This is a genomic window from Gracilibacillus kekensis, assembly GCF_900143085.1.
GTDB lineage: Bacteria > Bacillota > Bacilli > Bacillales > Amphibacillaceae > Gracilibacillus > Gracilibacillus kekensis.
The window spans coordinates 315,499-328,118 of record NZ_FRCZ01000003.1 but is presented as its reverse complement, the minus strand read 5'-3'; the positions used below and the strand labels follow the sequence as shown (position 1 = coordinate 328,118).

Below are 12,620 nucleotides of genomic sequence, written 5' to 3'. Positions count from 1 at the left end.
TGGGCAATTTTATTAATTTTTAGAAAAGTCTACAGAAAAAATAAACCAGTAGGAATTTTAGGACCACAAACGATAACCATTAAAGAGGATGGATTGGAAAGAATCATTAAAAATAAACAAGATTTCTTTAATTGGGAACAGTTCGTAAAGCTAAGGAGTGATGAGCATCGATACTTTTTATATTTGTCAGATGTTCAAGCGGTGATTTTAAAGAAAAAAACAACAAATTTAAATGATGAAGAAACAGAACAATACCACAAATTGATACAAAGTAAGTTCAGTGGAAGTAATACTTGATTATTAGAAATTTTTTTAATGGGACACAAACTCGTGTCCCATTTTATTAATTATCCACATTTCGTGCAGATGAGGAAGCTTTACCACGTCTTTGTTCAGCTGGCTTTTTGCCTTTGCCATGAAGCTTTTCTTTTGGTGCATAGGAATCCTTCGTCATTTGAACACCTCCGTTATCGAATAGCTTACCCTATTATATTCACCAAACGGGTTCATACTATTCTTTAGAAGGAATAAAACCGATCATTTAGCTTCCATCACAACTCTGGTATTACCAATCATGTCATGAAGTCCTTGCTTTTGTGAAGTGAATGCCACAAACAAATATAAAAAGCTCGCGATAAAAAAGACACGGTGGATAAACCTTCCGATTACCTCTCGAAAAAGAAGATCACTCCACTTTAACGATTGACTATCTTCACGAATCACTTTTAATCCGAAGATCATTTTACCAAGTGTTTGATGATAAAACTTTGTCATCAATAAAAAATAAAGATAAAAGACAATCGAACTTATTATCCCTGTAACTGTCCAAAATCCAATATCTACCTGGAATCCATTGTCGATAAAATGAAAAGGAACAAGCAAAATTCCGTTCACACTAAAAACAATAATTAAATCAGCGAGATATGCCCAAAAACGCATCCAAAATCCTGCATAGCGAACATCAGATGTTGAATGAGCATCTTGATAATTTACTTCTTCAGTCATTTCGATACCTCCTTATTGTGAATAAAGATACATTGCACGTGGCGCATTATTTTCTCGTAACAAGTCTTTAATTCCAATTAAATCTGATTCAGTTCCTAACATGCTTTGAACCGTTCCACCAATCCATTGATTAAAATTTAGACCGGCTTCGTATTCAATGACTTGTGCATTGGCGAGTTCATGATCCTCTTTCATCATTTCAATCGTATCATCTAATGAACCAAGCTCATCGACGAGATCCACTTCTTGTGCCTGAGCTCCTGTATAGATTCTACCATCTCCTAATTCACGGACACGTTCCTCCGACAACTCTCTGCCATTGACAATAACGTTCACAAACTCTGCATACATATCATCGATCATCGTTTGTAAAATTTCACGTTCGCCATCTGTCATTTCACGAGACATCGACATAATATCTTTATATTCACCACTTTTAATCGTATTGAAATCAATTCCATGTTCATCGGCGAACTCTGCAAAATTAAAACTTTCCATAATAACACCGATCGAACCCGTCAATGTAGCTTGATGTGCCACAATTTTATTTGCAGGTGCAGCAATATAATAACCGCCCGATGCAGCTGTATTACCCATGGAAATATAAATTGGTTTCTCATGCTCTTCCTGAATTTCTAAGATTTTATCATGGATTTCAGCACTCTCCACGACCCCGCCACCAGGCGTATTAACACGTAGTATAATGCCATCAACCTGACGATCTTCACCAGCGTGTTCTAGCATATCCAAAAATCGTTTATGGTTATAGGAACTCGTATTAATTAATGAGCTCGGTGTCGTATCTTGGATAACACCATTTAAATGTAGCACTGCTATTTTACTGTTACCTGATCCATTTTCCACAACTTTTTCACCAAAGTTCTGGCTCGGATCTTCGAATTTAAATAAGTTCTCAAAATCAGCTGTTGCTACACTTGAGAAAAACTGAAAAGCGATTGAAGTCAAAAATAACCCAGCAGCAACAACTAATGCAATCCACCGTTTTTGATTCATTTATATATCTCCTCCTATATTTCTTGTGCAAATTAAATACGTTAACCAAGCTGTAAAAGTTTCATTTAAATATTTGACACAAATTAAACTTGTTGTTTTTGATAATTACGTGCATAAAGGATTATAATAATCATCAAAATTGATAAGCCAGCAAGCACAAACGCAACCGTTGTTGTTGTCGCATGGTCCATTAAACTCCCTGTTAACAGAGGAAAGAATATACCACCCGCTCCACCTGAGGCTATTAGAATACTGGTGATTTTATCCGTGCTTCCAGGTAACAATGCAGTCGCATAGACGATCGCTATTCCAAATACACCCGCCATCATTAAACCAATCAGCACTATTAACACATAGCTTAGCCAAAGACTAGTTGCCATTCCTAGAATCGCTATAAAAACAACTGTTCCAGTACAACAAATGATGAGATAGCGAGCATATTGCATCCATTCCGCTAAATGTCCTGCTGCTAAACGACCAGCAACCATTGCTCCCCAAAAAATGGTCACAGATAATGTTGCTGCAAATGTTGTTGCCTCTACTTGATTTACTAAAATGGATGGTAAGAAATTCATAACACTAATCTCTAAACCTACATATACGATGAAAAAAATCATAAACATAGCTAAAATCACACGATGTTTTGGTGAAAACTGCACTTGACCTTTTGTTTTGGGTTGGCTGACTTTACCCATATGCTCTTCCAGGGAACCAAATGATGTTTTCATCCAAAAGATACAGATTACTACTGCGTATATGCCTAACACGAGAAAGGAATAGCGCCACAAATCAGTGGATGCCAGCCATCCGGAGATAATTGGCATGATTAAAGAACCAAGACCAAAAAACACCTCTAATCTACTAAAAGCAATCGCTGGTTTATCATTGATCGCATCGATAATTAACGCTCCTACTAACGGTTCAATGATACCAAAACCAAATCCAGCAAATATTGCAATAAAAAACCAAAATTCCCATGGCACAAGCGACATAAACATGATTTGTGAGAGTGCTATTGATACAAATGAAAATATAAGTGTCCTTCTTCTACCAATGATTCGAGATAGATAAGAAGCTGAAATCACCCCAGCCAAGAAGCCAACCGATTGACTAGCAATTAAAATACCACCATCTGTGTAACTTCGATCATAATAATCCAAAATCTCGGTCAATATTGATCCAAGAATAATGTGTGTAAATCCAATAAGTAAGTATGTAAAAGACCCAATCCAAATTAAACGTTTCATATTTCCCCCTAGTGTTTACGTTCTTTATGTATAATCAATCTTTTAGAATAAAAATCTCACCATTGTATATCCTACCATGAAAAACATGTTTTGTAAGTTGAGGACGTTTTTTGTCATAAGAATAAACGTTGGGTCGAATCTAATGTCTCATTATAATCAAAATTAATAACTCTTTATGTATTTTGTTAATTGTTTATTTAAATGATAAATAGTTTTTGTAAAAAAAATCCACGAAAACTAATTCGTGAATTCTTATTTCAAGTACTTCTTCACTTGATTTAATGTGTCAAATTCATCTATATGTTCAATTATTGCTTCTAGTGTTTCGGTATCTTGTTTTTGTATTTGTTGATTCAACTCTTCTGGTAATGGAGCTACAAATTTTGTGAGTAGACGAATGACGGTGCTGGTTAATGCTTGTGTTTTTCCTTTTGCTAAACCTTCTTGTATTCCTTTATGCATTCCTTCTTGCATTCCCTCTTTTTTACCTTCTTTAATTCCTTCTCTTTTGCCTTCATCCCGGAATAAATCCGCTAAAGTCATCACCATTTCGCTCCCTTCAGAATAAGAACTTTCTACATAATTTATCATATCATGAAAATCCGCTTTTGTAAGCTGACGATCTAAGTGAAACACATAGCGTAGCAATGTTTCTAGATACTGTATGGCTGTTGCTTGATCTTCTAGTTGTTGTAAATAGTAGATAGATCGTTTAACTGCTTTAATTGAATTTTGTTTATTTTTCGTGGTCAGATCTCGAAAAAATGTTAAAATAATTTTAAGTTGAGCGATACCTTTAATCTCTTCATCATCGTAGTTTGACACATCAAACAAAATGTATGCAAAGTCTGGTATATATTGTTTAATATCTTCAGGAAACGCATCAAAACCTTGCACCATGTCACCTAAGTTTTTCGGATAAGTCCATTTTCTTTCACTGTGAAAAATAACGACAGGAATAATAATCGGTAGTTCTTTTTGTTTTTCTTTCTCCAGTTTTGCTTCCCAAATTTCGATCATGTACCTCAATAATTGAAATACAATTGTTTTACTTGGATAACTTTTATGTTCGAATAAAAGATGCAAATAGGCTTCAGTTTCATTTAACTTAACTTGAAAAAGCAAATCAGAAAAATATTCTCGTAATTCCTTTGAGATGAAACTATCTTTCTGTGGTTGGATACTTTCTGTATCAATGAGGTTAACAATACTCGTGGGCAAATAATGCTGGATAAAGGACTTGGCAACTTCCACATTCGAAAAAGTTTCTTTAAAAAACTTATCGTGTGGATTTTGAAACGTCACTATCATCATCTTCTTTCTTAAATGAAATGATGACTAAATGCGAATATATGTTCTATTTTTATTGTAAATTAAATCTAAATAAAAAGCAAGAAGATGTTTGAAAAACCTTAAAAGAGTTAAGAATAAAAGGCCTATCCCTATGTGCCAAAATAAAATTCATTATCTATTGGATCTTTCATTCACCTCTGGATATAGAACCCTTCAATTGAACTATCATTAGCAAAGTCACGAAATTCGTGTTAAAGGAATCTAATTACTAGCATATTTCTAATTTTATCCCCGTAGTCCATACATAGGTTCATTTTTACAATTATGACAATTTCTTTTCTATATGTTATAATTGCAATAAGAAATGCATATAATATAACCCGTAGCTGATACTACGGGTTATGGATAAGCGGTTCCCCCAGTGGGATCGGCTAACACATAGAGTTAGACCTCTCCTAATTACTTTTCAGGGCAAATAGGGAGGTCTATTTTCTATTGATCAACGAAACGATCAATGCGAGTAATGCAATCAAGAAGGTACCAAATCCAAATAGTACCATAAAACTCTCATACATACTCATAAGCATCACCCCCTTTCATAAGGGGATTAGCCGACCTTACCCTAAAAGAACATTATCCAATTTTTAGTATAACACAAATAATACGAACGTGCATTCCCTTCCTAAAAAGTTGCTTCTTTAAATTTCTTTAGATATTGTTTGTTGAATTGGATCTACTTTCATACAAAACCTAACAGTATAAAGTGAGACTTCAATCAGTGGGAGTTTGATTGTTAACAAAACTTATCAGAAAATTAGCGTCCGTTTATCCCAACTTGCACTCTTTGCTATTGCTTGATTCTTGTAGTGAAGGGGGTACAGACTATTAGAATCGTGTTAAAAAACAGATCAACGGGACAAGAAACCTGTCCCTCTGTCCCAATGATTGACATATGCTAACAAGTCTTCTTTTATCCTGTTAAAATCTTGTTGTAAATCAAGAGATACCACTATAATTTGATTACCTTTAACCTGGTAGATATGATTAGGTTGATTTAATGCGGTTGTTTTCGCATAAAGTAACATACCTGCAACCGTTTCATCCGGTGTTTTTTTCCAATTATTTATATATGTAAATATTTGATAAAGGTTACTGGATTTTTGTTTTGCAGCTCCGCCTTCAAACCTTGCTACCATATTCTCAGAATAAAATTTCGCATCCACAATCAATGTTTTATTATCTTTTTGAAGCACAAGATCTGTTTGCATCATCGGTAAGGCTTCTGTGAAATCATCATCAACCATCCACTTAATTTGAGGATGGGATACCTTATATTTCGTTTCACGTTTAAAAAATGCATAGATGAACTTTTCATATAAAGACGATAATCTTTGTTCGTCTTGAGCCTCTTTCATCATTTGTGACGTAGTGCTTTCATCAAATAACAACTGCTCATAAAGATATCTGCACACGTCTACAATAAATTGATAACGTATGTTTTGGCGGTTATATCTTACGTTTTTCCATAGCTTCAAATCTATCTCTACATCTGACACTTTAGTAAAATAAGGAAGCATACCATAAAATAATCGACGCATTTTTTGATCTATTTTAGTTGAACGCGATAGGTAAACAAGTGTAGCTTTAATAATTTGATTCAATAAAATATTTTCAGAAAATTCATCATAAACGACTGCGATTTTTTTATTTACCAAAGCGTTTTTCTTTATCGTAGAATTGATGTCGATTTTCCCCTTAATAACATTGGAAGTCTCTTCAACACTTATATAATCTTTACTTAATCCACCGCGAATCAACACAGGTATACCTATCGATAAAATTTCTGCGTAAAGCTCTTTGACGTTCTCAAATTTTTCTGTTCCAATTCGTTTATACTCGGCAAGATTTAACGTTTGATATGCATAAGAAAGCATATAGTATATATTACGAATTGGAATATTATTATTTCTTTCCATCGTAACAACCTCTTAGTCGTTCTGCCCAATCATTTGCTTTCTGTTCATCATCAAACCAATACTCGAATAGCTGTGGAATAATTTCAAATTCGATTACTTCTTCTACACGAGCTGCCGTATCAACTTTATAAGCATCACCTACAAAATAGCTATGCCCAATTACAAAGCCTGTCCCTAGCTCTTCCACAATTTGATTATTTAAGCTTTTAATTTCAGCAATGATACGATTTAACACTTCTGGATTATTTAATCCATTTACATACGAGTTAAATGTCTGATTGTGGAATGCTGGTTTAACTTCAAAAAACGAAAATCTTCTTCTCAGTGCATAGTCTAATAAAGCTAAACTTCTATCGGCTGTATTCATCATTCCAATTATGTATAAATTCGATGGCACCGAAAACATATCATTAGAATATAGGAGGTTGATTTTCTCGCCTCGCTTATCAGCTTCGATCAGCATCATTAATTCTCCAAATATTTTACTCATGTTCCCCCGATTAATTTCATCAATAATAAAGAAATAGTCTCGTTCTGGATCTCGTGCTGCTTTTCTAGCAAACTTCACAAACGGACCTTGTTTAAGTTCAAAGCCTTCTCCTTCAGCTTTTGGACGGAATCCTTCAATCAAGTCCTCATAACTATAGCTTTGGTGAAACTGAACCATATGGATTCGTGTTTCATCTTTTTCTTCCATCATTACATTCGCTAAACGTTTGGCAATATACGTTTTACCTACTCCCGGTGCACCTTTCAAAATAAGATTCTTCTTATTTTCAAGTAGAGAAATTAGACGTCTAAGCTCTTTCTCCTTGATAAAAACATCCGAAAGAAATTCTTCTATTGTATAAGATTCATTTTCTTGAACAGTAGGCTTAGACTCAATAAATCGAATGTAGTAGTCAATTGAGCTTCCCGATACCCCTTTATACTTTTTATAGGCTTCATCTGATACAACGGCATCTTTCAACCGTTTTAGTTGCTCAATATCAGTTTCACCAAAAATTGGAGCATCAAAATATTGCTCTATATCCTTTAACGCATTTACTTTTTGGGTAACTGTATTATCATTCAAGCCAGCTCCTGTATCTGTAACTTGATTGGATAACCAATTTCGAAATTCATTTACTTCAGCAATTTTCGGATCAATAAAATCTTCATTCATTACTTGATCAATTTCTTGAATAAAATTCGGATAAGCATTTAGGCATGTTAGCGTTTTTTGAGCAAAAGACTGATGTAGTTCCCAATTTCCAACTTGAACCCATTCTACTTTTCTTCTATGTTTATACTCTGATGCTTCATCATCGAAGTAATAAGCTCCCGTAACGACTCCACGTGCAAGGATTCTTTTCATTCCTGCTTTTACATATACAACGTCGCCTATTTGAATTTCACGATAGAAATCCCACACGGCCTTTGTATCATTAACAGGTCGAACACCATCCGCTCTTTGTTCAGCTATTGTTCGTTCAACAGCTTCCTTAGAATCATAGTTTATTAAACTCCCTAAATAGTCCCAACCAAGTGCAATCATATTTTCTGCGTGGAACTGATCCCATAATCTCGAATTTTCACCTGGTGAAATAACCCAATAATTAATGCTGTTATCAATTTCATCTTCTTGATTTGCGATTTTCTTTTCTTTTTTAGGATAAGTTAAAGTAGGATTTTCATCATAATATAAAAATATTAAATAGGACCGCATTAAAACGCCCCAGTCAGGTATCCCACCAATATTATCAGGCTTACTTCTTTCGCTACGATTATATTCATCTTCCGCATATTTTTTTCTAAATTGAATTCTTTTTTTACCAAATTTTTCTGGATATCGAGGTGTACTTTTACCTGCTACTAGTCTCTCAATATCTTCATCTCTTTGTTCCATCATTTGTTGATAGATCTTTTTAAATTCCGAATAGGATTGATATTCAAAGAAATTTTCCTGATAGCCGCTAGCTAATCCATACTTTTCTAAAAGGTGTCCAAGTTTTTCAAGATATGGAGTGTACCACATCCCTGTTTTTTCTCCTAAGTTTTCCGTCACCCAAGCTTTATATTTTTCTTTTTGATTATTTACAAGATCATTCATAGTGTACCTCCAAAAAAATTAAATACTTTAAATTATTAAAATAATATTCCTCACTCGTTTTAATCGGTCCAAATTTCAACTCCGGCCAGTACCATACTATTCAAGAATGTGACTAAAATTCAATTAGTTACACCTGAACTTCTCCATTCTTTTCTACGTCTAAAGATAAATAAGGCCGCCAACTCGGTCGATAGCTTTGATTCAGGAATAAATCCGCTTCTCTATTTTTCCTTGTACCTTCCGAAGCTTCTTCACCCCAAGATAATGTCCCAGTTATTTCAGCACCATTATGGATATGAAAGGCTTTATCAACAGGATTCATTTTCTTACCAGGGTTCCAGTATGCTTGATCATTTGTGATTATAATAGCGTAACCTTTATGTTCTGAAAGCCCGGAAGTTACTTTTTCTAATTTCTGCATATCTTTGATAAAATCATATATTGCAACATAACGTGTTAAAACACATGTAGCGTGGTTTCTTATATATAATATTTACCCTTAATTTCATCAACATTATTCCGCCCCAATGAAATTTTCTAGATCAATGATTTCTTCTATCTTATTTTCAAAACCTTCTAATGCCTGAAATGTTTCATGTGCTTGTGACCCTTCTTCTGCAAAATCTCCTAAATAATGTTCCACTTCTTTCATCGCTCCATTTTGATAAGTTACCAAGATTGTACAAAATGGTAGATCGGTAGCAGATATCGTAGGACTGGGATATTCAAAGTTGCGAAAGTCAAACGATTGCAGCAATTGATTTAACTGGATTATTTGGTCATTACCAAGATTAAATTCAGCTTCTCCATGTTGCTTCACATGCATGCCGCCAAGCCATTTTACATTACCGTCTTGTTTTACTGTCACCTCAAACTCAGGAAACGTGCCATAACAAATAGATCTCGAGAAAATAATTTGTTTAAACATGAATCTTCTCTCCTTTTTAGATGAATGCGTACTTGTTGAACAGATTCTACAATTAGCTTCTAGTTTAATTATAATGTGCTAACATTTGCTCTATTTCTTTTTGTATTTCATCTTTTAATTTTTCTGGAGCGATCACTTTGGCTTTTGTACCCATACCTAGGATCCACTTTTTTATGGATTGTTCCCCATTTAACGTAGCCTTAAATCGAATGGCATTTTGCGGTAATGCTTCAATTACCTGATCATCATTGTAAATCGACTCTTTTACTTGATTGGAAAATGGTGTTTCAATGATCAACTCCACCTTTTGTGGATCTCGAATAAACCCTAGATGAGGAAACTGTTCTCTAATATCAAAATCTTCTGGTAAATAATAGTTTTGATCGAGTACTTTAACATCATGAATTCGTAATATTTTAAATGTCCGCATCGCTTCTTTTTCCTCACAATAACTAACACAATATAGATTCTCATCATAAACAACAAATGCATATGGATGTATCGTTCTAATGGTAACGGTATTTGTTGATGCTGCTTCATATGTAATCATTACTTTTTTTCGTTGATTAAAGGCTTGATAAAGGTTTTTATAATGCTCCGATTCATTACCAACTTCTGAGTTTATTAAATAATCATTGGCAAAATAAAAATGCTTACTGCTTAAGGATTGGTCGCGCTGTGATGCTTTAATTTTTTCTAAGGCGTTGCTTAATGTTGTTTCCAGGTCTGGTTGCTTAGAAAGATAGGATTGTATTGCAATTTGCAGCTCTTGCACTTCTGTAGAATTGAAATTTCGTATCGGCAAAATCGACCTTCTATCAAGCGAATACCCACCATTAGTGCCGCGTTCACTTTCGATGTAGATACCTGCTTTTTCTAGTTCATCACGATAGACTCGTACCATTCTAGGCTTCACTTCTAGTTCTTCTGCCAGGTCGTTAATTTTCAATTTCGGTCGCGCCATCAGAAGTTGAATCATCTGTAGACAATTGCTTAATTTACTCATGAGTAATCTTCCTTTTATAGTATTTTTACAATAGTATTATTATATCATGTATTGTGGCATTATTTTTGTCAGTTATTGTTTGTTAGCTGATGGGTCTTCCTAGCCGAATGGTAATGGATACAGTTTCCTCGCATCAGCTAGTTAGGTTATAATATAGGAAATGAGAGAGATATCATGATAAAGCATGAGTACACTAACAAAGAGAAGACACTAGAGGAAACAACTCGATGTATTGATGAAAACCATAAAGGTATATATGCCTATCCCCATGAGTCACAGGAGGAGAGAAAAGAAACTGATCGTTTGATTAAAGATTTTATTAAGAAAAATAATCAATAGTATATAGATATATAAGAAAGAATCCTCTATGTTTATATGTAGGGACAGAGGGTTCTTCGTCCCATCCTATCTATATCAGGTCGGGACACGGTACCTGTCCCCTTGTCCCTTATTAATACTTTCTAACCCAAGCGTTTTGAGGATAACCTCTTTTTTCCCAGTAGCCAATATGTTCTTGTTCAATTAACTCGATTTGCACAAGCCATTTCACTGATTTGTATGCATACAGTCTTGGCGTAATTAGTCTTACAGGTCCTCCATTTTCTTGAGAAATTAATTTACCATCCATTAATACTGCAACCATCATATCCTCCATCATTGCTTCTGAGAGTGATAGTGTATCAGTATATACACCATCCCCTGAATAAAATTTCACATACTTCGCTTGCTGGTTCACACCTGCTTTCTCTAGTAATTTTTTTAATGGAATGCCTTCCCATGTAATATCATAAACACTCCATCCTGTAATGCAGTGAAAGTCACTTAATTGAGAGCTTCGTTCTAATTTCAAAAATTGTTCCCAATTGTACTCTAATTTTTTATCGACTAATCCATCAACGGTTAACGACCAATTTTCATTGGTAAATGTAGGCATTTCCGTAATAGTATAATAACGAAATTCACCTTGTTTCCCATTGGAAGATAATAGCTTATTATCGGTTTCTGGTAATGGGACCATTTTATTTCCACCAGATAGATCAGATTTATTCACTGGGAAATACGTTTTTAACCAGTTCCCAACTATTATAATAGTAAAAAACGCTATAATGCCACCTGATAATCGACGTAAAAATGTACGACGTTTCAAAAGTGGATTCCTTTTATCAATTATCGTGGGTTCTTGGTCTTGTTCGTTGGTAGACTCTTCTTTTGGATAAAGTAATCGTTTGTACCAAAGACTTCTGGTCACGCTGTGGTAGATAACATATGGTAGCCCTATCCAGGTCGCTATATCATGAATGATTAACGAGTAGGAGCTCATCAGTGGCGGGAAATGTCGTTGAAAGGTTAGGATAAGCCCTGAAAAGATTAATGTAAAAATAATCACAAAAATGAAGTATAGATTGATGCGGTGATTCTTCCGTTTTCGGAGCGTTAACAAATGCTTTCCCATTTTCGGTAAATAAAACAAGATTGGCAACACACTAATAAACCCGATCCATATGTGAGCATCTTTCATCCACACACGAGTAGCAGGAAAAATAGAACGGAAGTAAGTTGAATAGAGAAGTAATCCGGTAATACTTAATAAGAAAAATAGAATAGCGTTTGAGTGATGCAGTCTGACAAGCCGCTTCCGAAATTTTAAGTCTCGTTTAAAAAACATTCTCCAGTTCATCGTCGCAACTCTCCCTAGAAAAAATATCCTTCTTCCATTATAACAGTTGCCGTTTGGTTTTGTAGACCCTATCTTCGGAGGGACAGAGGGACAGGTTCTTCGTTCCACCCTATCTATATCAAGACGGGACACTGTTCCTGCGTCCCTTATGGTGCTCTTTTCAAATGATTTGATAGATGTAGAGAAGTAATCCATGGATGATGGTGCAAACACTTGTCATCAGTGATACTGTTACCATGAAGGTTTGTTGGTTATTGCTATGACTGTAAAAAAACTAGTATGATGGCAAGTATTTCATAGGAGGACTAAATACCTTTTAGAATATAAAACTATTACTAGTAGATGATGAGCAACTTGTTCTCCTATATTTTATAGCAGTAT

The 12,620-nt window shown here is 34.7% G+C and carries 13 protein-coding genes; 2 read left to right on the top strand and 11 right to left on the bottom strand.

Annotation, left to right across the window (positions count from 1 at the left end):
* Nucleotides 1-93 precede the first annotated feature (93 nt).
* Nucleotides 94-297 (top strand): YcxB family protein, encoded by a 204-nt coding sequence (locus BUC25_RS19350; RefSeq protein WP_170862672.1) that lies wholly within the window; start codon nt 94-96, stop codon nt 295-297.
* A gap of 240 nt (nt 298-537) precedes the next feature.
* On the opposite strand, the gene BUC25_RS09460 is transcribed toward BUC25_RS19350, so the two are convergent.
* The 10 genes from BUC25_RS09460 to BUC25_RS09415 form a co-directional block, all read right to left on the bottom strand.
* Nucleotides 538-1,005: an RDD family protein gene (locus BUC25_RS09460; RefSeq protein WP_073201621.1), complete on the bottom strand. Its 468-nt coding sequence runs from the start codon at nt 1,003-1,005 to the stop codon at nt 538-540.
* Between the two features lie 12 nt (nt 1,006-1,017).
* Entirely contained in the window at nt 1,018-2,019 is a 1,002-nt protein-coding gene (gene sppA / locus BUC25_RS09455; protein ID WP_073201620.1) for a signal peptide peptidase SppA, read from the bottom strand.
* Nucleotides 2,020-2,102: 83 nt separating this feature from the next.
* Nucleotides 2,103-3,266 (bottom strand): MFS transporter, encoded by a 1,164-nt coding sequence (locus BUC25_RS09450; protein ID WP_073201619.1) that lies wholly within the window; start codon nt 3,264-3,266, stop codon nt 2,103-2,105.
* Nucleotides 3,267-3,518: 252 nt separating this feature from the next.
* The gene (locus BUC25_RS09445) at nt 3,519-4,577 is read right to left on the bottom strand and encodes an Rpn family recombination-promoting nuclease/putative transposase (RefSeq protein WP_073201618.1); all 1,059 of its coding nucleotides are present in this window, start codon (nt 4,575-4,577) and stop codon (nt 3,519-3,521) included.
* A gap of 467 nt (nt 4,578-5,044) precedes the next feature.
* Nucleotides 5,045-5,140, bottom strand: coding sequence for a putative holin-like toxin (locus BUC25_RS09440; RefSeq protein ID WP_073200242.1), 96 nt, complete (start codon nt 5,138-5,140; stop codon nt 5,045-5,047).
* 327 nt (nt 5,141-5,467) lie between these two features.
* Complete coding sequence (locus tag BUC25_RS09435; protein ID WP_073201617.1) at nt 5,468-6,535, bottom strand: 5-methylcytosine restriction system specificity protein McrC; 1,068 nt, start codon at nt 6,533-6,535, stop codon at nt 5,468-5,470.
* Nucleotides 6,522-8,627: an AAA family ATPase gene (locus tag BUC25_RS19155; RefSeq protein ID WP_139251803.1), complete on the bottom strand. Its 2,106-nt coding sequence runs from the start codon at nt 8,625-8,627 to the stop codon at nt 6,522-6,524. Before BUC25_RS19155 ends, BUC25_RS09435 begins: the two co-directional genes overlap by 14 nt.
* 127 nt (nt 8,628-8,754) lie before the next feature.
* A complete protein-coding gene (locus BUC25_RS09425; protein WP_073201616.1) occupies nt 8,755-9,048 on the bottom strand; it encodes a hypothetical protein in 294 nt (97 codons plus the stop codon).
* 93 nt (nt 9,049-9,141) lie between these two features.
* On the bottom strand, nt 9,142-9,555 hold the full coding sequence (locus BUC25_RS09420) for a DUF6438 domain-containing protein (protein ID WP_073201615.1): 414 nt from the start codon (nt 9,553-9,555) through the stop codon (nt 9,142-9,144).
* Between the two features lie 64 nt (nt 9,556-9,619).
* On the bottom strand, nt 9,620-10,561 hold the full coding sequence (locus BUC25_RS09415; protein WP_073201614.1) for a helix-turn-helix transcriptional regulator: 942 nt from the start codon (nt 10,559-10,561) through the stop codon (nt 9,620-9,622).
* 174 nt (nt 10,562-10,735) lie between these two features.
* On the opposite strand from BUC25_RS09415, the gene BUC25_RS19345 reads away from it, so the two are divergent.
* Nucleotides 10,736-10,900 carry a hypothetical protein gene (locus BUC25_RS19345; protein ID WP_170862671.1) on the top strand — a complete coding sequence of 55 codons (165 nt, stop codon included), beginning with the start codon at nt 10,736-10,738 and terminating at the stop codon, nt 10,898-10,900.
* Between the two features lie 112 nt (nt 10,901-11,012).
* Here BUC25_RS19345 and BUC25_RS09410 read toward each other — a convergent pair whose 3' ends face one another.
* Nucleotides 11,013-12,239, bottom strand: coding sequence for a molybdopterin-dependent oxidoreductase (locus BUC25_RS09410; protein ID WP_139251802.1), 1,227 nt, complete (start codon nt 12,237-12,239; stop codon nt 11,013-11,015).
* Between the last annotated feature and the right edge of the window lie 381 nt (nt 12,240-12,620).

What these genes read in the sequence shown, in the direction of transcription:
- BUC25_RS09460 (WP_073201621.1), bottom strand. Translation starts at nt 1,005, where the DNA reads ATGACTGAAGAAGTAAATTATCAAGATGCTCATTCAACATCTGATGTT.
- sppA (WP_073201620.1), bottom strand. Translation starts at nt 2,019, where the DNA reads ATGAATCAAAAACGGTGGATTGCATTAGTTGTTGCTGCTGGGTTATTT.
- BUC25_RS09450 (WP_073201619.1), bottom strand. Translation starts at nt 3,266, where the DNA reads ATGAAACGTTTAATTTGGATTGGGTCTTTTACATACTTACTTATTGGA.
- BUC25_RS09445 (WP_073201618.1), bottom strand. Translation starts at nt 4,577, where the DNA reads ATGATAGTGACGTTTCAAAATCCACACGATAAGTTTTTTAAAGAAACT.
- BUC25_RS09440 (WP_073200242.1), bottom strand. Translation starts at nt 5,140, where the DNA reads ATGAGTATGTATGAGAGTTTTATGGTACTATTTGGATTTGGTACCTTC.
- BUC25_RS09435 (WP_073201617.1), bottom strand. Translation starts at nt 6,535, where the DNA reads ATGGAAAGAAATAATAATATTCCAATTCGTAATATATACTATATGCTT.
- BUC25_RS19155 (WP_139251803.1), bottom strand. Translation starts at nt 8,627, where the DNA reads ATGAATGATCTTGTAAATAATCAAAAAGAAAAATATAAAGCTTGGGTG.
- BUC25_RS09425 (WP_073201616.1), bottom strand. Translation starts at nt 9,048, where the DNA reads ATGCAGAAATTAGAAAAAGTAACTTCCGGGCTTTCAGAACATAAAGGT.
- BUC25_RS09420 (WP_073201615.1), bottom strand. Translation starts at nt 9,555, where the DNA reads ATGTTTAAACAAATTATTTTCTCGAGATCTATTTGTTATGGCACGTTT.
- BUC25_RS09415 (WP_073201614.1), bottom strand. Translation starts at nt 10,561, where the DNA reads ATGAGTAAATTAAGCAATTGTCTACAGATGATTCAACTTCTGATGGCG.
- BUC25_RS19345 (WP_170862671.1), top strand. Translation starts at nt 10,736, where the DNA reads ATGATAAAGCATGAGTACACTAACAAAGAGAAGACACTAGAGGAAACA.
- BUC25_RS09410 (WP_139251802.1), bottom strand. Translation starts at nt 12,239, where the DNA reads ATGAACTGGAGAATGTTTTTTAAACGAGACTTAAAATTTCGGAAGCGG.